The organism is Flavobacterium rarum (SeqCode) (assembly GCF_965234445.1).
Classification (GTDB): Bacteria; Bacteroidota; Bacteroidia; order Flavobacteriales; family Flavobacteriaceae; genus Flavobacterium; species Flavobacterium rarum.
Genome location: NZ_OZ248485.1, coordinates 20,305 through 44,321 on the forward strand (window position 1 = coordinate 20,305; position 24,017 = coordinate 44,321).

Genomic DNA, 24,017 nt, shown 5'->3' on the forward strand with positions numbered 1-24,017 from the left:
CAAATAAGAGTGGTGAATAGTTCCAATTCTAATTATAAATAAAATAATTTATTGGGTATTGGTTTGTAAATGAATTAATTTTGTGTTTCAATTTTTATATTATGAAAAGATTTTTATATTGTATCTGGTTTTTAGCTACTAGTTTGGTTGGGTTTTCTCAAGTCAAATCTTCATGGAAAGAAGTGGGTACTGCTCAAAAAATAATTTCGCAAAGACAAAATAAATCTTTAGATAAAGAAGATGCTCTTTGGTTTACCTTGGATGATTCTGAGTTCAAACAATCATTAACCGTTCTTCAAACAGGTGTTAAAAGCGTTTCCGTTATTATACCGAACAGTTTAGGAAAAATGGAACAATTTTCGGTTATTGAATCTTCTAATTTTGCACCTGAGTTACAATCACAATATCCAGAAATTCGTGCGTATTCGGGTACTGGAATTACGGATCCAAAAGCTTCGATAAATTTTAGTGTTTCACCAAGTGGTGTGCAAACCATGATTTTGAGAGGAGATAGTGGTTCTGAATTTATTGAACCAATAGCAGGAAACAAATCGTATTATAGCGTTAAAACTGCTAAAAACAGGAGCAAAGGAGATTTGCCTTTGACATGTAAAACAGTAGATATTGTATTGAATAAAGATTTGGTAAAAAAAGCTACTAGCTTAAAATCTAATAATGGTGTCTTCAAAACCATGCGATTGGCATTGTCTTGTACAGGCGAATATTCCACTTATTTTGGGGGTACAGTTGCAAAATCTTTAGCAGCGATGAATGCTACAATGACAAGAGTCAATGGAGTTTTCAACAGAGATTTAGCTTTGAAATTGGAAATTATTGCTAATAATGCTACTATAATATATTTAAATGCTACTACAGATCCTTATTCTAATCCTAAAGAAGGAGCTGATGGAGCATGGAATTTAGAATTACAAGGTAATTTAACAACAACTATTACTAATGCTGGTTATGACATTGGGCATTTGTTTGGTGATTCTGGCGGTGGCGGAGATGCAGGATGCATAGGTTGTGTGTGTGTGAGTCCTACGGTGTCTGTTCCTGAAGGAAAAGGAAGTGCTTTTACTTCACCTAGTAATGGAAAACCAGAAGGAGATTCATTTGATATTGATTATGTAGCGCATGAAATGGGGCATCAACTAGGGGCAAACCACACTTTTTCACATGATGTAGAAGGAACGGAAGTAAATGTTGAGCCAGGTAGTGGTTCTACTATTATGGGCTATGCTGGAATTACTAAGGATTATGATGTCCAAAATCAATCGGATGATTATTTTGCTTATGCCAGTATTTTGCAAATTCAAACTAATTTGGCTACTAAAACATGTCCCGTTTCAACGGTATTGTCCAATCAAACTCCAACAGTCAATGCAGGTTCTGATTATACAATTCCAAAAAGTACTGCTTTTGTTTTAAATGGGACTGGATCAGATCCCAATGGAAATACAATGACGTATTGTTGGGAGCAAAACGATACGGCTACTACCAATGAAAGTGCAGCAAATAGTGTTGCTTATGGTGCGAAACCTGCTGGTCCTAATTTCCGGTCTTTTTTACCAAGCACGACTACCAATCGTTATTTTCCAGCTTTCACGAAAGTGTTGGCCGGTCAATTGTCTACGACTTGGGAGTCGGTTTCTACGGTGGGCAGAAGTTTGAATTTTGTATTTACAGGAAGAGACAATGCTACTTTGGGTTCTGGACAAACCAATACAGATGCTTCGAAAATTACTGTTGATGGCAATAAAGGACCTTTTGCTGTTACTTCTCAAAATATTGATAATTCAAATTGGGTTTTGGGTTCTTCACAAACGATTACTTGGAGCGTCAATGGTACAAGTTCGTTGTCTGGATCGGCCAACGTAAATATTAAACTATCTACAGATGGCGGGTTGACTTTTCCAACTTTACTTGCAACCAATACTCCAAACGATGGATCGGAAGTAATTACTGCTCCTACTACGGCAGCCAAAAATTGTCGAATTTTAATCGAGCCTACGGCAAATGTTTTTTATGCTGTAAACAGCAAACCTTTTGCATTAGGATATAGTGTTGCAACTGTTTGTAACTCCTTTGTTTTTACAGCACCATACAATATACCTGAATCTCAAACTTATTCTGAGAAAACAATTGCAGTTCCTGCATCCACTTCAGAAATAACTGACGTCAATTTTAGTGTTAATTTTACCCACGCTTATATTTCAGATGTTCAAATTGATTTGATTAGCCCAAAAGGGACTATTGTGAAGTTGTTTGATAAGTTTTGTGGTGCAACAAACACTACTTTAGATTTAGTTTATGATGATTTGGGAATTCCTTTAACTTGTGGATCAACAACATTACAAACGATTATACCTGTGGGGGTATTGTCTGCTTTTAATGGGGAGAATCCCGGAGGAACTTGGAAAATTAGATTTAGAGATACTGGTGTGGGTGATACTGGAACTATAAACACAGCTTCTTTGCAAGTTTGTTCGAGTTCTTATACAACTCTGGCAAATCCAAGTTTTGAAATCTATGACTTTGTTTTGTATCCTAATCCTAATAAAGGGAATTTTACCGTTCGATTAACAAGTTCGAATGCTACAGATATTCAAATTTTTGTAACTGATTTATTGGGTAGAAAAATTTACAGCAAGAAATTTAAAAATACAGGCGATTTTAATGAAAACATTCAATTGATCAATGCTTCAGCAGGCACCTATATTGTTACTGTTGTGGATGGAGAGCGAAAAGGGGTTTCGAAAATTATTGTAGAATAAGAGTTCAGTTAAATTGATAAACAAAAAGGGAAACGTAATGTTTCCCTTTTTTTATTTGCCATTAAATGTTGTCATTGTATTTTCTAATCCTGCCGTTCCAAAAGATTTTATGATTTCGGAGGCGAGTTCTAGTCTTTCGGGTAGTTTTGTTTTTTCGCTGTCATCCCAATCTCCCAAAACATAATCGACTTGTTGTCCTTTTTTGAACTCATCGCTGATGCCAAATCGAAAACGGGTATATTCTTGTGTGTTTAGAATAAGATTGATGTTTTTAAGTCCGTTATGACCTCCATCACTCCCTTTTTTTCGGATGCGTATAGTGCCGAACGAAAGATTTAAATCATCGGTGATTACAAATATATTTTCGAGTGGAATGTTTTCTTTGTCCATCCAGTATTTTACGGCTTTCCCGCTTAAATTCATATAGGTGTTGGGTTTCAAAAGAAGAAAGGTTCTTCCCTTGAATTTGTATTCGGCCAAGGAGCCGAGTTTTACGGTTTCGAAAGTGACACTTTCTTTACGCGCTAGAAAATCAAGGACTTTGAATCCTATGTTGTGACGGGTGTTTACATATTCGGCACCAATGTTACCGAGTCCAACGATTAAAAATTTCTTACTCACGGTTTTTATTATTTTTTGGTGTTCGTGAACCTCCAGTTTTATATTATCTGTGTTCGCTGCTGTTTTTGGTGATGAAAACAGGTCTTTTATCCATTTTATCATGCTGCAAAAATAGGTTTTATCTGTTGATTAAGGAAACTTGTTTGTTGGAAAAATATTTTGTGGTTAGCGGAAGAGGCCACCCCGCCCGTTGGGCACCCCTCCAGAGGAGGGGAAATCGCGTGTATTCACCTCCTCTGGAGGGGTGCCCAACGGGCGGGGTGGTTTTTTTGCGCCAATCTTGTAATAATCCCAAGAACAAAACCATAATAACCAATCAGCCCCGATGGGAGGGAAAATCCTTTTATTTTTTTCTTTAAAAAATAAAAGATTGGAGGGACAGCGGGAATCCCTGTTTCCTAAAATGCCTAATCTTTCGCTCCTAAATTGGATAGTTAAAAAAGATAACCACAAATCACACGAATTTCCACTAATTCCTTTAAAGTATAAGTGAAGAAAATTTGTGAAAATTTGAGTAATTTGTGGTGAAAAATTTTCTCCATAGAATTCGTGGTTAAGCAAAAAAAAAGCACCAGTCGTGAAACTGGTGCTTTTGATATAGATTGAAAAAGTATTATTTTTTCTTTTTTGCTGGTGCTTTTGCAGCTTTTGCAGCTTCTTGGGCCGCTTTCATAGCAGCACGAGAGATCTTCACTTGACAAATTACTGTATTGTCTGGAGCAAGGATTTTGAAATTTGGTGTTGGCACTTTAGTAACGTATAATTTGTTACCCATGTCAAGAGGTGTAATGTCTGCTTCTACGAAATCTGGAAGATTTTTAGGCAAAGCTCTTACTTTTAATTTACGGTTGTTGATACGTAATTCACCACCTGCCATAACTCCTTTTGAGTTACCGATGATTTTTACTGGAACTTCCATAGTGATTTCTTTCTCGTCAAAGATTTGAAAGAAGTCAATGTGTAAAATTTTGTCAGATACTGGGTGTACTTGAATGTCTTGAAGAATAGCATTGAAAGTTTTTCCAGCACCAAGTTCAATCACAACTGTGTGTGCGTTTGGAGTGTAAACCAAGTTTTTGAAAGCCATAACTTCTGCTGAGAAATGAACTGCCTGATTTCCTCCGTATAATACGCAAGGAACCAATCCAGCATTACGTAAGGCTTTAGTTGCTACTTTACCTACGCTTTCTCTTTCTGATCCTTTAATTGTAATCGATTTCATTGTAATATTTATTATAGTTATTAATTAAACTCTTGTTGTTGTAGTTTTTGTTAACCTTACTAATTCCCCTGTTGGGGTTAGGGGTCTACATTAAAAACTTCCCGCTAATGGAATTGTTGTGATGCACCATGTGCATTACTTCGGCAAAAAGTGGTGCACAACTCACTACTTTTATTTTATTAGATTGTTTTTTTAACGGAATTGAGTCTGTAACAATCAATTCTAGTAATTGTGAATTCTCTATTTTTTCGTAAGCACCACCTGATAATATGGCGTGTGTACAAATGGCTCTTACGCTTAAGGCTCCTTTTTCGATCATTAAATCGGCGGCTTTCGCCAAAGTGCCTCCAGTGTCAATCATGTCATCTACTAAGATTACATTTTTGCCTTTCACTTCTCCGATCAGCTCCATTGTTTCGATGACGTTGGCTGCTTTTCTTTGTTTGTAACAGATTACCACTTCAGAATTTAAGAATTTAGAATAAGCATAAGCTCTTTTCGATCCTCCCATATCTGGAGATGCAATCATTAAATTGTCTAGACCTAAACTTTCTACATACGGTAAAAAGATAGTGGATGCAAATAGATGATCTACTGGTTTCTCAAAGAACCCTTGTATTTGATCGGCATGCAAATCCATGGTCATTATTCTTGTTGCGCCTGCTGCGTCTAGCAAATTGGCTACCAATTTGGCTCCTATCGGAACTCTTGGTTTGTCTTTTCTGTCTTGTCTTGCCCAACCGAAGTAAGGGATTACAGCTGTTATGTGTCTGGCTGAAGCGCGTTTTGCAGCATCAATCATTAATAACAATTCCATCAGATTGTCGGCAGTTGGAAATGTTGAACATACTATAAATACACGTAATCCTCTGATAGACTCTTCGTAAGAAGGTTGAAATTCACCATCACTATATGTAGACATGGTAACTTTCCCCATTGGGATTCCGTATTCTTTTGCAATTTTGGCTGCAAGATACTCACTTTTTGAACAGGCAAAAATTTTAGCTTCTGGTTCTAGGTGTGACATTTAATTTGTTGTTTTAATTCCGCTGCGCTTTATGCAATTCGGCTTCAATAATTGTTTAAAGCTTGAAAAATATAAATGCCTCGAGTGTAGTTAGTTGTGTGTATCGTTTTTAACGAGGTGCAAATTTAGAAAATAAAATCAACTCTGAAAGAAAAAATTTAAGTATTTTTATTAGAATGTTTAAAAATATTATTTACATTTGCACCGTGTTAAAGGAAAAGATAATTGTTAATACACTTTATCTCTTTATTGCGTTGAAATAACTGTCTGTTATTTCATGTCTGCTAAGCCCGGATGGCGGAATTGGTAGACGCGCTGGTCTCAAACACCTGTGGGAAACCGTGCCGGTTCGACTCCGGCTCCGGGTACAAAAACCGCTTCGAAAGAAGCGGTTTTTTTGGTTTTATGGGGTTTTTGATTATTTCACTTGCAATGTCAATCCCAACGCATTGATGATTTGTACAAAATTTGAAATCTGCAAATCGGTTTTGCCTTGTTCTATTTTGGCAATATAGGCTCGTTCTTTGCCTATTTGGTCTGCTAATTGCTGTTGGGTTAGATGTTTTTCTTTGCGTTTTTCTTTTATCAATTCGCCATAATAAAAAGACAATGCTTTTTTTGAAAATTCATCTCTCTCGTGTGTGCCTTGTTTGCCGTATTTGTCGTCCAAATAGTCGTTGGCTGTTGGCAACTCTCTTTGTATTTTTTCTAAATCAAGTTTTGGTCTTGCCATTTTTCTAAAATTTTGATTGCTGTTTTTATTTGTTTGTCGTAATCCTTTGTCGACTTTTTCATAAATCCATTTAGAAACAAAATATTTCTGCTTTGTGATATATTGTCGTGGTCTATAGTAAAAACAATAATTCGATATTCATTATTAACCTGTATTCGCACTTCATAAAAATCGGTGTTGATTAATTTTTTTGCTATTTTAATATTAATTACGGGTTGTGTTATTATTATCTCCAATAGGTAATCTATTTTGTCCTTCACATTGGTTTCTGAATTGTTTAAAAATTCCAAAAACTCAGATGTTTTAAATATTGTCCTCATAGATAAAAACGTTTTGCAAATGTAATTAATTCGTTACCAAATAAAATTAAGTTTATGATTTTTTTATACAACTAATGGCTTTTAGTTTAGTGTTTGGAAATCAAAGTGATTTTAAATAAAGACGTAAGATATACATTATATTTTAAAATTTGGATTTTAATTTATTAGTTTAAGCAGGACAAACGCATGAGTTATTATAGGACATGGATTTGCTTCGTGACGTATTAAGAGCTGTCCTGGAAATCAAATTTTCACAATGAATTCCTTATAATCAAAGCATTTTTATTCTCAATCTGTTCTTTTTTTCCGGTAAGCACCATTTGGGCCAATAGTTTTCCCATGGTGGTGAAATCGGTGGAGATGGTGGTAATCCCATTTGAAACAACTTTTTTTAATGGAGTTTCATTATAGGAGATAATTCCAAAGTCTGTTCCTAGTTTTAAGTTTTGTTCTTTTGCTTTTTCAATTACGCGAACTAAATCCCTGTCATTCGGGATGATGTAAACAGCTCCAATAGTTATTTCGTTATCCGTAAATTCATTAATGATTTCATGATCAAAAGCAAATTCATTGCAATAATCTACAAAACCGGTTTTCATTCCCAAAGGTTCTCTAAAACCTGGAAATATCAGGATGAGTTTGTTGTATTTGTTGAGTTTTAATTTTCCTTTGAATAAACCCTCGAAGATGTCTTTTTTGTGATTTTGGTAAATGGCGGGAAAGGATTTTAGTTCTCCATTGGTCTGATCCAGGATGATTACGTCATTTACTGGTAGGGTTTTTATAATCGCAGCTACATCGATTAAGTTGGTAGGCATAATGATATATTTGGTATAATTTCCATTGCTGTCATCTATCAATTTTTTGAAAACAGGAACATTAAAATGATGAAAGAAAATATCGACTTGTACATTTTTTCCAATGTTTTTTAAAAAGGAGTTGTAGATGTCTTCCTTGAAAATGTTAAGCTCATCAAAGAGCAAAAATATCTTTTGTTTTATAGTGATTTCAATACTCTTGACATAATATCCTTTGCCAGGGATGGCATAAATAATGCCTCTTTTTTTGAGTTCGTCATAAGCTTGCAGTGCGGTATCGCGAGATAAATTATCAGGAAGACAAATTTTATTAATGGAGGGCAATTTGTCGTTTTTTTTTAAATCCTGATTTTCAATTGCTTTTTCAATTGCATTAATTATTTGTTTATATTTGGGTAAACCAATGTTGTTTTTGATAGCGATTGCTTTCATTTTTGCTTTCATTTTTGTTTTGCAAGATACAAAAACTGGTAGGTACTGGTATGTATGATATAAATTTTATTCTACATTTGAATTTCAAATTTCATAATTAAACAATGGAAATTAAACGTAATTCACAAATTAAAATCGATTTTGTAAAGGATTTATTCGGTTTACTGCCAGATGGTACCGCCATATACTCTTACGAATTATCCAATAAAAACGGAATGAAGTTAAAAGTAATCCCATATGGAGCAACGATAACCGAATTGAAGATGCCGTTAAAAAATGGTAAAATAGTTGATGTTGTTTTGGGTTTTGATACTTTAGAATCTTATATACAATCGTTTAATCTTCCAAGTCCGCCTTATATGGGTGCAGCGGTAGGAAGGTATGCCGGTAGGATTCACAACAGTTCTTTTACTTTGAATGATCAAAATATTCTTTTGAACAAAAACAATAACGATAATTCTTTACACGGAGGTGCAATCGGGTTTAGTCAAAAAATTTGGACCGTTAAAGATATACATGCAGGCAAAAAATCATCTATAACCTTGACGTATTCCAGTTCGGCTGGGGAAGAGAATTATCCTGGAGACCTATTTATTGAGCTTACTTACACCCTTTCCAAAGAAAACGAATTGATTATAGAATACAAAGCCAAGACTACCGAGGATACCATAGTGAATTTGACCAATCACAGTTATTTTAATTTGGACGGTCATTTATCCAATGTGTTAGATCAGGAATTAATTGTAAATTCACATCGAATGTTAGAAACTAATCCTGAAAATATTCCAACTGGTAGGTTTTTAAAAATAGATAATACCGACTTTGATTTTTTTACCCCAAAAAAATGCCCTTCAGTAATTGACAATACTTTTGTTTTGGATCGAAAAGACGAATTTGCTGCTTCCCTTTATAATAAAAAAAACAATCTAAAAATGACTGTTTATACAGATCAGCCGGGAGTTCATATCTATGTTGGAGGGAATTGTTTTAATGAATTAAAAGGCAAAGAAAATGCCGATTATCACCCATTAAGCGGTATATGTTTTGAAACTCAAAACTATCCAGACGCACCCAATCACGACCATTTTCCAAGTGCTGTTCTTAAAAAAGGAGCCGAATACTCGCATAATACCATTTATAAATTTCAATCATTTTAAAATAAATCCCACATGAAGAAAGTTTTAACTTTAGTATCATTTTTTGCTTTTTTGGCCATTCAATTTGCGTGTTCGAATGGCAGTGATTCTCCAGATCCTGTTGTAGATCCGCCGGTTGTAACCGATGATTTTATCAGAGCTGCCGATATTTCTTTTCTTCCTGAGATTGAAAGTGCTGGAACGGTTTTGTATAATAATGGCAAAGCCGAAGAGATGCTTACTACCCTGAAAAATGCAGGCTGTAATACCATTCGGATACGTTTATGGAAAAATCCTGCCAATGGTCATTCTGGATTGACCGAAGTAAAAGCGCTTGCTGCACGTGTTAAACAAGCCGGTTTGAAAGTTTGGCTTACCGTTCATTACTCGGATACTTGGGCAGATCCTGGTAACCAAACGACTCCAGAAGAATGGAAAAACTTGTCTTTTGCCGATTTGAAAACGGCAGTGGCCACTTACACATCTACAATCATAACAGAGATTAATCCTGATATTATTCAAATCGGGAACGAAATTAACAGCGGTTTGCTTTGGCCTCAAGGACATTTGATTAACCAAGAAGCACAATGCATCGCTTTGTTGTCTACCGCCAGTGCAACCATTCGAAGCAAAGCACCAAAGACAAAAATTATGATTCATTATGCTGGTGTAAATGCATCGGATACAGATTGGTTTTTTACCAAAGTAAAAACAGTAGATTACGATTATATAGGACTTTCGTATTATCCAGTTTGGCACGGTAAAGATTTGACTGTTGTAAAAAACACGATTGACGCTTTGGGAAGTAAGTTCAGCAAAAAAGTTGTTATTGCCGAAACGGCTTATCCTTTTACGTTGGGTTATAATGATTGGACAAATAATATCGTTGGTTTAGATTCGCAATTGGTTTCTGGTTATCCAGCAACTCCCGAAGGACAAAAAAGTTATATGCTGGCTATCAAAGAACTTGTAAAAACATCCAAATCAGGTATTGGATTTGCTTACTGGGGAGGCGAGTGGATTTCGTTCAAAGGTAAAGAAGCAAAAAATGGTTCAACTTTTGAAAACCAAGCATTCTACGATTTTGACAATAAAGCACTTCCCGTTTTAAAAGCTTTTAATTTAAATTAATATAGAATGAAAAAGATACTATTCACATTAGCCATTCTTTCTTCCTTGGTTTTCTCTTGTTGTACCACCAATAAAAATGCGGAGCAACCCAAAGAAAATGTTTTTGCAAAAGGAGCCGATGTAGGTTGGTTGCCACAAATGGAAGCCACAGGATATCAATTTTATGATGCGGATGGATCTAAAAAAGATTGCTTGCAATTGCTAAAAGACCGCGGAATAAATACCATCAGATTGCGTGTTTGGGTAAATCCTTCGAACGATAAAACCAGTGGGCATTGCAGCAAAGAAGAAACAGTTGCCATGGCAATTCGTGCACAAAAAATGGGAATGCGAATCATGATTGACTTTCATTATAGTGATACTTGGGCCGATCCAGGGAAGCAAGCAAAACCATTGGCGTGGAAAAATCATACTTTTTCAGAATTGCTGAATGATGTTTATTCCTACACAACCGATGTTTTGAAGGCGCTGAAAGCGGCAGGCGTTACTCCAGAATGGGTTCAGGTTGGAAATGAAATTCCGGGCGGTATGCTATGGCCAGAAGGAAGTACAGAAAACTTTAATCAATTGGCACAATTACTGAATAAAGGTTATGAAGCGACTAAAGCTATAGATCCAAAAATCAAAGTAATTGTTCACTTGGACGAGGGCAATAACAGCAAAAAATTCAGATGGTTTTTTGATAATGCGAAAGCCAATAATGTTAAGTATGATGTGATAGGATTGTCCTATTATCCGTATTGGATAAAAAGTGATTACAAAGCAACCATTGCAGATTTGGCTAATAATCTAAATGATATGGCTGCTCGTTACAATAAAGAAGTTATGATTGTTGAGGTTGGTGGTGATTACACTTTGGAACAAAATACACACGATATGCTGGTTGCAGTTATAAAAGTAGTAAAAGCGGTGCCAAATAACAAAGGTTTAGGCGTAATTTATTGGGAACCAGAAGGCGAAAAAAGCTGGAGCGGTTATCAATTGAGTGCTTGGAAATCAGATGGAAAACCGTCAATGGCATTGGATGCGTTTAAAGAATAGTTTTGATTCGAAAAATTGTTAAAACATATAAGTCAAATAAGTTTTTAATTTGAATATAATCAAGTAAACTAAAAGTTCATTTAAGTAAAGGCAGGAAGCCTTGCAAAGAATGGATTTTGCTTATATTCTCTTTTAATCAGTAATTTGGCAAAGTAATTTACTTTAACTTAAATGACTTATATGTTTAAAATTAATGGCATAGAAAGTAATAATTATACCCGTTAAAAATGAAGAAATTGATACGTTTTCTTGTTCTATTTATAGCGTTTACACAATTGGCTTTGTCTCAAACCCGAGAGGTTAAAGTGTTAGATACCAATTGGAAATTTCAAAAAGGTGATTTTGAAGAAGCTTCTAAAGCAGATTTTAATGATTCCAAATGGGAGTCTGTAACCGTTCCGCATGACTGGGCTATTTATGGCCCTTTTGATAAAAATGTAGATATACAGAAAGTGGCCATTGTTCAAAACGGAGAAAATGTAGCTACCGAAAAAACAGGGCGAACAGGGGCATTACCTCATATTGGAACAGCCTGGTATCGCAATACATTTACCTTGCCCAAAGATTCAAAAGGAAAAAAAATAATGCTGCTTTTTGAAGGAGCAATGAGCGAACCTCAAGTGTATTTAAACGGAAAAAAAGTAGGAGAGTGGGCCTATGGTTATAGTTATTTCTATTTTGATGTTTCTCAATTTATACAAGATGGAGCCAACACTTTGTCCGTAAAACTAACCAATAAAGAATTTGCTTCCCGTTGGTATCCTGGTGCCGGTTTGTATCGAAAAGTTAGTGTTATTATAAAAAACAACGAAAGCATTGACCAATGGGGTCAGTTTGTAACTACTCCTTTTATCAGTGATGCCGTGGCCAAAGTCAATATTAAGACCAAAGCTTCAGGCGAAAATACGCGCTTGGTTACCACTATTTTCGATGCCGAAGGACATCAACTAAGTTCAGAGGAGTCGACGTTGCAATTCGGAAAAGAGTTCGATCAAAATATAAAGGTCGAAAACCCAAAATTATGGAGTCCCGAAAAGCCTTATTTGTATAAAGCGGTTTCTCAATTGTATGTTGGAAAAGAATTGAAAGATGCCATTTCAACACCTTTTGGAATTCGAGAAATAAAATACGAGACCAATAAAGGTTTTAGTCTTAATGGGAAGGTAACCAAATTCAAAGGGGTTTGTCTGCACCATGATCTTGGTCCGCTTGGGGCTGCAGTAAACAAAGCCGCGTTGCGCAGGCAAATGGAGATTTTAAAAGATATGGGCTGTAATGCGATTCGCAGTTCACACAATATGCCCTCTTTCGAGCAATTGGAGTTGGCGGATGAAATGGGCTTTCTGTTTTTGGCAGAGAGTTTTGATGAATGGGTTTTACCAAAAGTTGAAAACGGCTACCATCGCTTTTTCGATGAATATGCCGAAAAAGACATTGTGAATTTGGTGCAAGCCACACGAAATCATCCTTCTATTGTGATGTGGAGTTCAGGAAATGAAGTGCCAGATCAGTGGGGAGAAGCTGGAGTGAAGCGCGCTAAATGGCTACAGGAGATATTTCATCGAGAAGACCCGTCACGCCCGGTAACTGTTGGTATGGATCAAGTAAAAGCGACGATGGAATCTGGTTTTGGAGCGTTGTTGGATGTTCCGGGATTGAATTATCGAGTGCATTTATACGATGAAGCATATGCAAAATTCCCTCAAGGATTTATTTTAGGTTCAGAAACCGCATCAACGGTTAGTTCTCGTGGGGTTTATAAATTCCCTGTGGTTCAGGAAAAAATGAAACAATATCCAGATTTTCAATCTTCCTCTTATGATTTGGAAGCCTGCAGCTGGTCGAATGTGCCTGACGATGATTTTGTGCTTCAAGATGATAAACCTTGGGTAATTGGTGAATTTGTTTGGACTGGTTTTGATTATTTAGGAGAACCTACACCTTATGATGAAATGTGGCCGTCTCGAAGTTCTTATTTTGGGATTAACGATTTAGCGGGTCTGCCAAAAGACCGTTATTATTTATACCGATGCCGTTGGAATACGGAGAAACCAACCCTTCATATCTTGCCGCATTGGAACTGGGAAGGAAGAGAAGGACAGACAACTCCCGTTTTTGTATATACGAGTTACAACAGTGCCGAACTTTTCATCAATGGCAAAAGTATGGGAGTGAAGACAAAAAACAAGAGTACACCTCAGAATCGTTATCGCCTAATGTGGATGGATGTAAAATATGAGCCAGGAACGGTAAAAGTAGTGGCTTTTGATGACAATGGTAAAGCGGTTGCACAAGAAGAAGTTCGTACTGCCGGCAAGCCTTATCAAATTGTTTTGGATGCGGACCGAAAAACAATCACAGCCAATGGCGAAGATATATCCTTCGTAACCGTTTCTGTAGTGGATAAAAATGGAATTCCTTGGCCAACAGCATCTAATCAGTTAAAGTTTAAGGTTACTGGAGCGGGTACTTACAGGGCCGCCTGTAATGGCGATGCCACTTCACTCGAAATGTTCCATAAAGACACCATGAAACTTTTTAGCGGAAAACTGGTAGTGCTTGTAAAATCTACAAAAACCGCTGGTGATGTAATACTAGAAGTAAATGGAGCTGGGTTAAAGAGCGGTAAATTGACCTTGGTCTCTGAGTAATAAATAAAAGATGACGGTCTGTGACTAATATTAAATCGATAAAAATTTGCCACAGATTACACAGATTTTCATAGATTTTTTTAATAATGCTTATAAAATCTGTGTGAATCTGTGTAATCTGTGGCAAAAAAAAGACTTGGTACGAATCAAGGACACTCATAAAATCTAATATTTTAACAATTTCAAAATAATGAACGATTTATTAATTAAAAAAACGACAGCTTTTTTTCAGGAGAAATTTGGTAATGCTCCAGAGAAAATTGTACTTTCTCCAGGAAGAATCAACATCATAGGAGAACATATCGATTATAATGACGGCTACGTTTTACCTGCTGCAATCGACAAGATTATTTGTTTTTCTTTCGCTAAAAACAATTCGAAGCAATCCAAAATTGTTGCAATAGACTTAAACGAAGAATTTGAAGTCGATTTGACTCAAACCATTTCATTGAGCAAAGTAGTTTGGACGAATTATATCTTGGGAGTAATTAAACAATTGCAGGATAATGGCTTTTCTTTCGAAGGGTTTAATTGTGTTTTCAGCAGTAATATTCCAGTTGGTTCAGGATTGTCATCATCGGCGGCTTTAGAGTGTGGTACCATTTTCGGAATCAAGGAACTTTTCAATCTGTCTATTCCCAAAGTGGATATAGCGCTAATGGGACAAAAAGCCGAACATTGGGTTGGAATCAATTGCGGGATTATGGACCAGTTTTCGAGCGTAATGGGTTTAGAAAACAAAGTCATAAAAATTGACTGCAAGACATTGGAATACGAATACCACAACGCCGATTTCAATAATTATTCTCTTATTTTATTCGATAGTAACGTGAAGCATTCTCTTTTTTCTTCCGCTTACAATACCAGAAGAGTAGAATGTGAAGACGGTCTTTCGATAATCAAAAGTAACTTTCCATATATTAGCAGTTTCAGAGATTGCACTGATAGTCATGTGCTTCAATTAAAAGACAAAATGGCGCCAAATGTGTTTGACAGATGCTATTTTGTGGTTCAAGAAATTAATCGTGTGAGACTTGCCTGCGAAGCTTTGGATAACGGAAATATTGAAGCCTTAGGGAAATTGCTTTTTGAAACCCACGAAGGTTTGTCCAAAGAGTATTTGGTAAGTTGCGAGGAATTGGATTTTATAGTTGATACTTTAAAACAGGAAAAAGCAGTAATTGGTTCCCGAATGATGGGTGGTGGTTTTGGAGGCTGTACCATCAACTTGATTAATAAAGATGAAGAAGAAACTATAAAAGAAAAACTTACGAAGTTGTATAAAGAGGCTTTTGATATAGAATTAAAAATATATAATGTTAAAATAGGAAACGGCACATCATTATATAAGCCAATACTCTAGTTATAAAGATAAAATTTGAAATAAAACAAACGTGATGCCTATTTTTTTTCGCCTATATATTAACACACTTTAAAAAAAACTGACACATATATCACAAATGAATACAGATTAATTATTCGATTATATTTAAAATCAATGTTAATCAGTGAAATTTGTGTCAAAAAAATTTTCCGTATAACCAGTTGCAAAACTATAAAATGAAAACAATGAAAAAATTTGATAAAAACGAAGACCCGCACAGACGTCTCAATCCATTAACAAACGAATGGGTTTTGGTGTCACCGCACAGAGCAAATAGACCTTGGCAAGGCCAAAATGAAAAAATTAATACCGATACTCTTCCAGAATACGATCCCACTTGTTATTTATGTCCTGGGAATGTTCGTGCAAATGGTGAAAAGAATCCGAAGTACGAATCGAGTTTTGCTTTTGAGAACGATTTTGCAGCAGTACAACAACATCCTATCTTGTTTGAAGCCGAAACTAAGCCTACTTTTTTTAAGACGCAGCCAGAACGCGGTATTGCCAGTGTGGTTTGTTTCTCACCAAGACACGATTTGACTTTACCAGAAATGCAACTTCCGGAAATTGAGATTATCATTAGAGCTTGGCAAAAAGAATACATGGACTTAGGAAATGTAGATTACATCAATCACGTTCAGATTTTTGAAAATAAAGGAAGTATTATGGGATGCAGTAATCCACACCCGCATGGGCAAATATGGGCACAATCGTCTTTGCCAACTAAGGTGGAGAAAATACAAAACAGTTTGAAAGCCTATTTCGATATTAATCAAAGCAATCTTTTGTTGGATTATTTGAAGGAAGAGTTGGAACTTAATGAACGCATAGTAATTGAGAATGAACATTTCGTTGCTTTGGTTCCTTTTTGGGCAATTTGGCCTTTTGAAACTATGATTATCAGTAAACGTCATATCACAAAAATCACCGAGTTCACTGACGATGAAGTTTCTGCTTATGCTATCATATTAAAGAGTTTAACGATAAAATACGATAATATTTTTGAGACTTCTTTTCCGTATTCTTCGGGAATTCATCAAGCTCCAACGGATGGAGAGCCGCATCTGGAATGGCAATTTCACATGCATTTTTATCCGCCCTTGTTGCGTTCGGCTTCGGTAAAGAAATTTATGGTGGGTTATGAAATGATGGGAGAAGCACAACGGGATATGACTCCTGAAAAAAGTGCTGCTGTATTGAAAGCACTTCCGGAGGTTCATTATAAAAATAAATAAAAATTGAGTAAGATATTAGTAACAGGCGGTTTAGGTTTCATTGGTTCGCATACTGTTGTCGAATTACAAAATCAAGGTTTTGAAGTAGTTGTTATTGATAATCTTTCGAATTCCTCTATTGAAGTTTTGGACGGTATTGAACGAATTACGGGTGAAAAACCATTTTTTTCCTCGGTCGACTTAAGAGATAAATTAGCCGTGCAAAGTTTCTTTCTCGAACACAATGATATTGCAGGAGTAATTCATTTTGCAGCCTCAAAAGCCGTTGGTGAAAGCGTCAAAAATCCGTTGCTGTATTATGAAAATAACTTGGGTGCTTTGGTTTACATTTTACAAGAATTAGAAAAAAAGGCAGCAGCTCACTTTATCTTTAGTTCTTCTTGTACAGTATACGGTCAAGCCGAACTAATGCCTATTGCTGAGACAACTCCGATTCAAACCGCCTTATCTCCTTATGGCTACACCAAACAGATAGGCGAAGAAATTATTTCTGATGTTGTGAAGGTAAGCGGTATCAACGCTATACTGCTTCGTTATTTCAACCCAATTGGCGCGCATCCTTCTGCTGAAATTGGAGAATTGTCTATTGGAGTGCCTCAAAATTTAGTTCCGTTTATTACTCAAGCGGGAATGGGCTTGCGTGCCGAATTATCGGTTTATGGAAATGATTATTCAACAGTTGACGGTACTTGTGTTCGCGATTACATTCATGTAGTCGATTTGGCGAAAGCGCACGTAATTGCTTTGCAACGATTATTGGACAAAAAGAATGCCGAACCACTTGAAATTTTCAAATTAGGAACGGGTACTGGAAGTTCTGTCTTGGAAGTGATTACTGCTTTTGAAAAAGTAAGCGATCAAAAATTGGCCTATAAAATTGTTGAAAGAAGGGAAGGCGATGTAACTGAGGCATATGCCAATACAGACAAAGCCAATACTGTTTTGGGTTGGAAAACGGTTTCAACTTTGGAAGAAGCGATGGACAGTGCCTGGAAATGGGAACGGAAGATACGAAGCTAGAAGCATTAACACTTGAATGATTTTTATAATATAAAATTGCAATTAACCAAACATTAAATTTAACCAATGAACACATTACAAATTTACGATTACCTAGTTTTTCTAGTGTATTTCTTTATAGTAGCAGGATATGGCTATTATGTTTACAAACGCAAGCAAACAAAATCCGTTTCGGCTTCACACGATTATTTTTTGGCCGAGGGGTCTTTGACCTGGTGGGCGATTGGAACATCCTTGATTGCTTCTAATATTTCTTCGGAACAGTTTATAGCAATGTCTGGAAATGGATTCAAAATGGGTCTGGCGATTGCCACTTACGAATGGATGGCTGCTTTGACACTGATTATTGTTGCCGTTTTCTTTATTCCTGTTTACTTGAAAAACAAAATTTATACAATGCCTCAATTTTTGAGCGAAAGATATAATGGTGACGTAGCGATGATTATGGCTGTTTTTTGGCTGTTGCTGTATGTGATTGTGAATTTGACTTCAATTCTGTATTTAGGAGCTTTAGCGATTAACGGAATTTCCGGAATTCAATTGGATTTATGCATGTATGGCTTAGCGTTTTTTGCCATCGTAATTGCACTTGGCGGAATGAAAGTAATTGGATACACAGATGTAATTCAAGTGGTCTTTTTGATTTTTGGAGGATTGGTGACCACATATTTGGCATTGGACAAAGTAGCCGAATTGAATGGACAGCACGGAATGGTACAAGGTTTCAACTATATGTTTGACCAATCTGGGGATCACTTCAAAATGATTTTAAATAGAGACAATCCTAATTTTCCAAGTCTGCCTGGATTAACGGTTTTATTTGGTGGTATGTGGATTGTGAATTTGAATTATTGGGGATGCAACCAATACATTACGCAAAGAGCATTGGGAGCCGATTTGAAAACAGCCAGAAGCGGTATTTTGTTTGCAGCTTTCTTAAAATTGTTAATGCCAATTATTGTGGTATTGCCAGGTATTGCGGCTTATGTTATTCATATGAAAGGTGGATTGCAAACGGAGTTATTAGGGTCCGACGGTATTTTAAATCCAGACAAATCGTATCCAGTATTGTTAAATCTGTTGCCAGTAGGATTGAAAGGATTGTCTTTTGCCGCACTTACTGCCGCCGTTGTGGCTTCATTAGCTGGAAAAGTAAACAGTATTTCTACCATTTTTACGCTGGATATTTTTAAGAAAAAAATTAGACCCAATGCTTCTGAAAAACAAATGGTGCGTGTCGGGAAAATTACGGTGCTTGTGGCTATGCTTGTCGCTGTAATTATTGCTCCATTTTTGGGAATTGACAAAAAAGGTGGGTTTGAATTTATACAAGAATATACTGGATTTGTAAGCCCTGGTATTTTTGCCATGTTTATTATGGGATTCTTTTGGAAAAAGACAAGTTCGAATGCAGCTATGTTTGCTACAATTGGAGGTTTTATACTTTCAGTAATTTTTAAATTCTTGCCTCAATTTATAAATTTACAATTCTTAAGTAGTACTGGTTTTGCCTCTTTAGTGGAACAAAAAGACAAGACAATGCTGTATGAGATTCCTTTTATTGATAGAATGGGTTTTGTGTTTGTAATTTGCGTAGCATTGATGGTAATTATAAGTTTAATTGACCATAAACGTTCCGTTAAAGTAAAAGGGCTTGAGGTAGATACCAATATGTTCAAAGTGACTAATGGTTTTGCTGTAGGTTCTATGATTGTAATAGGGTTGTTAGTAGCTTTATATTCTATTTTTTGGTAGAATAATGTTTGTCAAAAAAAAGGAAGCAGTTTATATGAACTGCTTCCCTTTTTTTTATCTTCTTTGATTTTACTATTCACAACCATCAATACCGCAACTGTTTTCGTCAGTGGTGTTTTGAAGTTTTATTTTGGTTTCAAAATTTCCTTCTTCCCAAGATTTTTCCAAAGTTTTCAAAAACACATCAGTCCCTTGTGCACCAGATACGGCATATTTATTGTCAAATACAAAGAAGGGAACACCCGTTACACCAATCGATTGTGCCTCTTCTTGATCCTGTCTTACCTCATTGGCATAAATATCTGAATGTAAAACACTTTCAATGGCCTCTTTTTCTAATCCTACTGCAAGCCCCAATAATTCTAAAGTTTTCAAATCATTTACATCTTTGCCTTCAGTCAAATAGGCTTTGAACAAAAGTTCTTCCAATTCGTTTGATAAATTATGTTTTTTGGCCAAATGCAACAATCGATGTGCATTTTGAGAATTTGCTAAAACTGCTTTTTCAAAATGAAAATCCAAACCAGATTTTTTAGCGTTTTCAGTCATATTATCAACCATTGTTTGTGCCCAATCAGAATCTTTACTATATTTTATTGCCAAATGATCAATGATGCTTTCATTTGGTGTTGCCACAAAACTCGGATCCAATTGAAAACTTTTCCATTCAATAGCTACAGATTCTTTATAATCAAAAAGCGAAAGTGCTTCTTCAATTCTTCTTTTTCCAATATAACAAAACGGACACATTACATCCGACCAGATTTGTATTTTTAATTGATTTTTCATTTATATTAATTTTGGGTAAAGCAAAAGATTTAAAATGTAAATTTATGAATTACAATTTCGATGTATTTACTTTTAAGATTATATTGGGAACAATTAAACAGAATTATTGTCCTCCTTATTTTTATTTGGAAATTGATAGTTGTATTGTTTTAAATTCTGTTTTGGTTCTATTTTTATATCAATAGTCGAATAAAATTGATTTTCATCATTTGAGAATGATTTATTTAAAAGAAAGTGAGTGAAGTATTTTTTTAGAATTACTAATCTTGTTCGTTCAATGGAATAAATGGTTTTCTTACCTTTAATTTTAACGTTTATTAAGCCCGCTTTTTTTAACTCTAATAAGTGTTTTGAGATTGTAGATTGTGCCAATGGTATTAAAGATACAATTTCACCACAATTTCTATTACTTTTACTCCACAATAATATCATAATTTGTAATCGTGTCGGATGTCCAAGTGCTCTACATAATGTTGCAATGTTAATTATTTCTTCTTCAAAATCTTGGTTTTTGCTAATTCCCATACTTGATTATTTTAAATGCGTAGTTATTCGATTTTAACTCAATTTATTTCTGGATAAATTTATTTTTTTTAAATATAACTTAATGATATAAAAGTGTCAGATTAAGCCATTTTATTTTTTTTATAAATTTTAGAACCTCTATTTTAAAAAAAAAATATTTTATTAATTCACGTATAATTACGTGTTTTTGAAATTCTATAATTCTATAGCTTTGATGGAATTAAATTGAAATTTTTAATCTATTTGTATTGAGCCATAATACAGAACCAAATTTAAATTTAATTTTTAGTTTATTTGCCTTTAAAAGAGGATTATACTGTTTTTTTTCATTAAATAAATGTCCCCGCATTTACCTTTTATATATTAATTTAAACCTACTAATTATGAAAAGTTATTTAAGAAAATTTTTAGTTTTATTGTTGGTTATTCCATCAATTTTTGCTCAAAAAGCACAAATTAAAGAAGCTCAAAAAGAGTTAAAATTGGGTAATTCAGAAAATGTAATTGCTGTTTTGTCCCCCATTGAATATTTAATACCAAACGCTTCAAACGAAGATAAAATTCATTTTTATTATACAAAAGGAACTGCTTTATTAGATATATGCAACAAAAAAAATAACTCTTCAAAGTTCCTTACACAAGCAATAAATGCCTTCACCGATTTAATACAGATCGAAAATGAAACACAAACTAATAAATATTCTCCTGAAGCAATTCAATCATTAAATATAATAAAAGAAGATCTTATTAGTAGTGCAAATGAAGATTTGGTTCTTGATAATTTTAGTGAGTCTTCAAATAAATTTTTTCAAGCTTATTTGATTAATAAAAAAGACACATTGCAATTGTACAATGCTGCTGTGAGTTACAAAAATGCTTTAGATGCTGATTTGTCCTTAAAATGTTTTGAAGAATTAAAAACCATTAATTACTCTGGAAATATACCAATTTATATTGCTTTCAATCGCAATACTTTGACAGATGAATATTTTGATACTATGGACGAAAGAGATTCCAAAATTCAAAGTGGTTCCCATATAAAACCTAGAATAGTTTTGAGTTCAAAAAAACCTGAAATCTATAAAAGTATAGTTCTTTTTTATATTCAAAAGGGCTATAAAGAAAAAGCAATGAAAGTTATCGAAAAAGCACGCGATTTAAATTATTTAGATCAATCTTTAGCTTTTATTGAAGCTAATTTGTATTTAGAAACCAAAGATTACGATTATTTTGATAAACTGGCAGCTTCCATTATTGAATCAAATCCAAATAACCCAGAAATATTAATTACTTTAGGAATAAAATGCCAAAATGAAATGTATGATACAGCTGCTGAGTATTATTATAAAAAGGCAATAGCTTTAGATCCAAATAATCTAATAGCTTATGTAAATCTTTCAGCATTATTGGTAAATAAAAGTATCATAATTACCTCTAAAATGAATGAATTAGGTTCTTTACCTATGAATAAAAAGAGTTATGAAGAGCTAAAAATACAAAATGAGCAAATAAATAAAATGCTCGTGCCTTATTTTCAAAAAATAGTTAGCATTGATCCATTTAACAGTAGCGTAAGTCAATTGATTTCTAGTGTTAATATGTCAAAAAACAATTCAAATCAATCTTTTGCTTCCAGTGACGATTAAAAATATTTATATTGAAAAGGACAAAAATATCACATAAACAAAATATGATTATCTGAGAAATAAGTATTAAGTTGAATTTGATTAGGGTAAAAAATCATCAGTTATTTTAATTGATGGTTTTTTTGTGAAAATTATTTTTGCAAAGAATGTAAAGTCATATTATCTCAATAAGGAGTATATTATTCAAAAATATTTGAAATATTACAATTGCTATTTTCAGTACTAGTTAACCTAAACAATAACATTGTATCTTTTCTGCAAGATATGTTGTGCTTAAATTGTATCAAGTTTAATTTGTAGTGTAATATGATTCTACAAAAAAGCCACTAATTATTTAGTGGCTTTTTGTATTTGTTGATTAACTTATTATGCTAATAAATCTAAAACTAGTGATGGAAACAATCCAATAATAATGTTCATAAGAATTGCAACAACAGCAACAGCATAAATCAAGAATGGTTTTCCTGTTCTTACTTCATTTGGTTCTTTGGTATACATCGCTAGGATCAATTTAAAGTAGTAACCAACGCTTATAATTGAATTAATAACTGCAAATATCACGACAACAAGATAACCCGCTTGAATCGTTTGGCTAAACAAAACCAATTTAGCAAAGAAACCTGCAAAAATTGGAATACCTGCCATAGAAAGCAAAGATGCAGTTAAAACAGCCGCCAACAAAGGATTTGTTTTTCCTAAACCATGAAAGTTAACAATGTCTTCGTTCTCTCTGTTTTTACATACGTATAAGATAACACTAAAAGAAGCGATACCCGCCAAAGAATATGCCGTTGTATAATACAATAAGCTTCCTGCCGAAGTTGATAAACTCAATAATGTCATCAGCATAAAACCAGCATGTGAAATTCCAGAGAAAGCCAGCATACGTTTCACATTAACTTGTCTTAAGGCCATAATATTTCCAACAGTCATAGAAGCTATTGAGATAATAACTATAACTATTTGGAAAGCATAATTTAAATCTGCGTGCATGCTTGATAATAATTTGTAAAGTGTAGCCATTGCTACAACTTTTGCCAATGTACTCATCAATGCTGTAGTCAAAGCTGGGGAACCTTCATATACATCTGGTGCCCAAAAGTGAAAAGGAACAGCAGCTATTTTAAATAACATTCCAATCGTTAGTAAAACTATTCCGATTGGAAACCAGATTGGTAACTCTGCAGATTGTGACATATCACTAATTTCACTAATGTCAAATGATCCCATTGCACCGTATATCATACAAATTCCAAACAAAATAATTCCTGAAGCAAAAGAACCCATCAGGAAATATTTCATTCCGGCTTCGTTACTTTTTACATTCATTCTATTGCTTGCGGCAAGTATATAAAGGGATATAGATAAGATTTCAATACCTAAAAAGAACATGGCTAAATTTCCAAAAGAAACCATAGAAACAGCTCCAGCCAAAAGGAATATTTTTATAGCGATATAATCAGAAAGTTTGCTTTGATGATTGTCATAAAAGTTATGACTCAAAGCCACTAAAAAGATAGTTAATACAATAAATAAACTCGAAAATGAAACCGAGAATTTATTCACTGTAATCATATTGTTATAGTAACTGGCAGGAGAATTAAATTCAGAAACAGTAAGTCCTAGAATGGCTAATAATCCAATAATTGTTATTGGTATAATCGCTTTTCTAAAATCGAAGATTTCAAATATAAGGCATAAAACACCTAATCCTATTATAGCTATTAATGTTGTCATTTATATTATGCTTTTTT

Annotated in this window: 19 protein-coding genes and 1 tRNA gene; 11 read left to right on the forward strand and 9 right to left on the reverse strand. The window is 34.5% G+C overall.

All coding sequences use genetic code 11. The features are described 5' to 3' along the window. The first annotated feature begins 101 nt into the window (after window positions 1–101). Window positions 102–2,777: a zinc-dependent metalloprotease gene (locus AC8GF4_RS06705; protein WP_506593478.1), complete on the forward strand. Its 2,676-nt coding sequence runs from the start codon at window positions 102–104 to the stop codon at window positions 2,775–2,777. Between the two features lie 51 nt (window positions 2,778–2,828). Here the strand turns inward: AC8GF4_RS06705 and pth are convergent, their stop codons facing one another. From pth to AC8GF4_RS06720, 3 genes are all read right to left on the reverse strand, one after another. Further along, window positions 2,829–3,500 carry an aminoacyl-tRNA hydrolase gene (gene pth, locus AC8GF4_RS06710; RefSeq protein ID WP_506593479.1) on the reverse strand — a complete coding sequence of 224 codons (672 nt, stop codon included), beginning with the start codon at window positions 3,498–3,500 and terminating at the stop codon, window positions 2,829–2,831. A gap of 511 nt (window positions 3,501–4,011) precedes the next feature. Beyond that, window positions 4,012–4,620 carry a 50S ribosomal protein L25/general stress protein Ctc gene (locus AC8GF4_RS06715; protein WP_506593480.1) on the reverse strand — a complete coding sequence of 203 codons (609 nt, stop codon included), beginning with the start codon at window positions 4,618–4,620 and terminating at the stop codon, window positions 4,012–4,014. Window positions 4,621–4,705: 85 nt separating this feature from the next. Further along, window positions 4,706–5,647: a ribose-phosphate pyrophosphokinase gene (locus tag AC8GF4_RS06720; RefSeq protein WP_506593481.1), complete on the reverse strand. Its 942-nt coding sequence runs from the start codon at window positions 5,645–5,647 to the stop codon at window positions 4,706–4,708. Between the two features lie 288 nt (window positions 5,648–5,935). Between AC8GF4_RS06720 and AC8GF4_RS06725 the strand changes: the two genes are divergently transcribed. Continuing rightward, window positions 5,936–6,015 (forward strand) — tRNA-Leu (locus AC8GF4_RS06725). Window positions 6,016–6,065: 50 nt separating this feature from the next. On the opposite strand, the gene AC8GF4_RS06730 is transcribed toward AC8GF4_RS06725, so the two are convergent. The 3 genes from AC8GF4_RS06730 to AC8GF4_RS06740 all read right to left on the reverse strand — a co-directional run bounded on the left by AC8GF4_RS06730 (window position 6,066) and on the right by AC8GF4_RS06740 (window position 7,950). Beyond that, complete coding sequence (locus AC8GF4_RS06730) at window positions 6,066–6,380, reverse strand: helix-turn-helix domain-containing protein (RefSeq protein WP_506593482.1); 315 nt, start codon at window positions 6,378–6,380, stop codon at window positions 6,066–6,068. Continuing rightward, window positions 6,356–6,700, reverse strand: a complete 345-nt coding sequence (locus AC8GF4_RS06735; RefSeq protein ID WP_506593483.1) for a type II toxin-antitoxin system RelE/ParE family toxin — start codon at window positions 6,698–6,700, stop codon at window positions 6,356–6,358. Before AC8GF4_RS06735 ends, AC8GF4_RS06730 begins: the two co-directional genes overlap by 25 nt. Before the next feature lie 251 nt (window positions 6,701–6,951). Beyond that, complete coding sequence (locus AC8GF4_RS06740) at window positions 6,952–7,950, reverse strand: winged helix-turn-helix domain-containing protein (RefSeq protein ID WP_506593533.1); 999 nt, start codon at window positions 7,948–7,950, stop codon at window positions 6,952–6,954. Between the two features lie 104 nt (window positions 7,951–8,054). Between AC8GF4_RS06740 and AC8GF4_RS06745 the strand changes: the two genes are divergently transcribed. The 8 genes from AC8GF4_RS06745 (at window position 8,055) to AC8GF4_RS06780 (ending at window position 19,303) form a co-directional block, all read left to right on the forward strand. Beyond that, a complete protein-coding gene (locus AC8GF4_RS06745; RefSeq protein WP_506593484.1) occupies window positions 8,055–9,107 on the forward strand; it encodes an aldose epimerase family protein in 1,053 nt (350 codons plus the stop codon). A gap of 12 nt (window positions 9,108–9,119) precedes the next feature. Next, complete coding sequence (locus AC8GF4_RS06750; protein WP_506593485.1) at window positions 9,120–10,217, forward strand: glycoside hydrolase family 53 protein; 1,098 nt, start codon at window positions 9,120–9,122, stop codon at window positions 10,215–10,217. Window positions 10,218–10,223: 6 nt separating this feature from the next. After that, a complete protein-coding gene (locus tag AC8GF4_RS06755; protein ID WP_506593486.1) occupies window positions 10,224–11,258 on the forward strand; it encodes a glycoside hydrolase family 53 protein in 1,035 nt (344 codons plus the stop codon). A gap of 227 nt (window positions 11,259–11,485) precedes the next feature. Further along, complete coding sequence (locus AC8GF4_RS06760) at window positions 11,486–13,909, forward strand: DUF4982 domain-containing protein (protein WP_506593487.1); 2,424 nt, start codon at window positions 11,486–11,488, stop codon at window positions 13,907–13,909. A 190-nt stretch (window positions 13,910–14,099) separates the two neighbouring features. After that, window positions 14,100–15,272: a galactokinase gene (galK, locus tag AC8GF4_RS06765; RefSeq protein ID WP_506593488.1), complete on the forward strand. Its 1,173-nt coding sequence runs from the start codon at window positions 14,100–14,102 to the stop codon at window positions 15,270–15,272. Window positions 15,273–15,478: 206 nt separating this feature from the next. Further along, window positions 15,479–16,528, forward strand: a complete 1,050-nt coding sequence (locus AC8GF4_RS06770) for a UDP-glucose--hexose-1-phosphate uridylyltransferase (protein ID WP_506593489.1) — start codon at window positions 15,479–15,481, stop codon at window positions 16,526–16,528. A gap of 3 nt (window positions 16,529–16,531) precedes the next feature. Then, window positions 16,532–17,548: a UDP-glucose 4-epimerase GalE gene (galE, locus tag AC8GF4_RS06775; protein WP_506593490.1), complete on the forward strand. Its 1,017-nt coding sequence runs from the start codon at window positions 16,532–16,534 to the stop codon at window positions 17,546–17,548. A 66-nt stretch (window positions 17,549–17,614) separates the two neighbouring features. Further along, a complete protein-coding gene (locus AC8GF4_RS06780; RefSeq protein ID WP_506593491.1) occupies window positions 17,615–19,303 on the forward strand; it encodes a sodium/sugar symporter in 1,689 nt (562 codons plus the stop codon). Between the two features lie 72 nt (window positions 19,304–19,375). Here AC8GF4_RS06780 and AC8GF4_RS06785 read toward each other — a convergent pair whose 3' ends face one another. Both AC8GF4_RS06785 and AC8GF4_RS06790 read right to left on the reverse strand, forming a co-directional pair. Continuing rightward, entirely contained in the window at window positions 19,376–20,092 is a 717-nt protein-coding gene (locus AC8GF4_RS06785; RefSeq protein WP_506593492.1) for a DsbA family oxidoreductase, read from the reverse strand. A gap of 93 nt (window positions 20,093–20,185) precedes the next feature. After that, window positions 20,186–20,617: an ArsR/SmtB family transcription factor gene (locus tag AC8GF4_RS06790; RefSeq protein WP_506593493.1), complete on the reverse strand. Its 432-nt coding sequence runs from the start codon at window positions 20,615–20,617 to the stop codon at window positions 20,186–20,188. A 383-nt stretch (window positions 20,618–21,000) separates the two neighbouring features. Between AC8GF4_RS06790 and AC8GF4_RS06795 the strand changes: the two genes are divergently transcribed. Next, a complete protein-coding gene (locus tag AC8GF4_RS06795; protein ID WP_506593494.1) occupies window positions 21,001–22,263 on the forward strand; it encodes a tetratricopeptide repeat protein in 1,263 nt (420 codons plus the stop codon). Between the two features lie 366 nt (window positions 22,264–22,629). On the opposite strand, the gene AC8GF4_RS06800 is transcribed toward AC8GF4_RS06795, so the two are convergent. Further along, on the reverse strand, window positions 22,630–24,000 hold the full coding sequence (locus AC8GF4_RS06800) for an NADH-quinone oxidoreductase subunit N (RefSeq protein WP_506593495.1): 1,371 nt from the start codon (window positions 23,998–24,000) through the stop codon (window positions 22,630–22,632). Window positions 24,001–24,017 lie beyond the last annotated feature (17 nt).

What these genes read in the sequence shown, in the direction of transcription:
- AC8GF4_RS06705 (WP_506593478.1), top strand. Translation starts at nt 102, where the DNA reads ATGAAAAGATTTTTATATTGTATCTGGTTTTTAGCTACTAGTTTGGTT.
- pth (WP_506593479.1), bottom strand. Translation starts at nt 3,500, where the DNA reads ATGATAAAATGGATAAAAGACCTGTTTTCATCACCAAAAACAGCAGCG.
- AC8GF4_RS06715 (WP_506593480.1), bottom strand. Translation starts at nt 4,620, where the DNA reads ATGAAATCGATTACAATTAAAGGATCAGAAAGAGAAAGCGTAGGTAAA.
- AC8GF4_RS06720 (WP_506593481.1), bottom strand. Translation starts at nt 5,647, where the DNA reads ATGTCACACCTAGAACCAGAAGCTAAAATTTTTGCCTGTTCAAAAAGT.
- AC8GF4_RS06730 (WP_506593482.1), bottom strand. Translation starts at nt 6,380, where the DNA reads ATGGCAAGACCAAAACTTGATTTAGAAAAAATACAAAGAGAGTTGCCA.
- AC8GF4_RS06735 (WP_506593483.1), bottom strand. Translation starts at nt 6,700, where the DNA reads ATGAGGACAATATTTAAAACATCTGAGTTTTTGGAATTTTTAAACAAT.
- AC8GF4_RS06740 (WP_506593533.1), bottom strand. Translation starts at nt 7,950, where the DNA reads ATGAAAGCAATCGCTATCAAAAACAACATTGGTTTACCCAAATATAAA.
- AC8GF4_RS06745 (WP_506593484.1), top strand. Translation starts at nt 8,055, where the DNA reads ATGGAAATTAAACGTAATTCACAAATTAAAATCGATTTTGTAAAGGAT.
- AC8GF4_RS06750 (WP_506593485.1), top strand. Translation starts at nt 9,120, where the DNA reads ATGAAGAAAGTTTTAACTTTAGTATCATTTTTTGCTTTTTTGGCCATT.
- AC8GF4_RS06755 (WP_506593486.1), top strand. Translation starts at nt 10,224, where the DNA reads ATGAAAAAGATACTATTCACATTAGCCATTCTTTCTTCCTTGGTTTTC.
- AC8GF4_RS06760 (WP_506593487.1), top strand. Translation starts at nt 11,486, where the DNA reads ATGAAGAAATTGATACGTTTTCTTGTTCTATTTATAGCGTTTACACAA.
- galK (WP_506593488.1), top strand. Translation starts at nt 14,100, where the DNA reads ATGAACGATTTATTAATTAAAAAAACGACAGCTTTTTTTCAGGAGAAA.
- AC8GF4_RS06770 (WP_506593489.1), top strand. Translation starts at nt 15,479, where the DNA reads ATGAAAAAATTTGATAAAAACGAAGACCCGCACAGACGTCTCAATCCA.
- AC8GF4_RS06780 (WP_506593491.1), top strand. Translation starts at nt 17,615, where the DNA reads ATGAACACATTACAAATTTACGATTACCTAGTTTTTCTAGTGTATTTC.
- AC8GF4_RS06785 (WP_506593492.1), bottom strand. Translation starts at nt 20,092, where the DNA reads ATGAAAAATCAATTAAAAATACAAATCTGGTCGGATGTAATGTGTCCG.
- AC8GF4_RS06790 (WP_506593493.1), bottom strand. Translation starts at nt 20,617, where the DNA reads ATGGGAATTAGCAAAAACCAAGATTTTGAAGAAGAAATAATTAACATT.
- AC8GF4_RS06795 (WP_506593494.1), top strand. Translation starts at nt 21,001, where the DNA reads ATGAAAAGTTATTTAAGAAAATTTTTAGTTTTATTGTTGGTTATTCCA.
- AC8GF4_RS06800 (WP_506593495.1), bottom strand. Translation starts at nt 24,000, where the DNA reads ATGACAACATTAATAGCTATAATAGGATTAGGTGTTTTATGCCTTATA.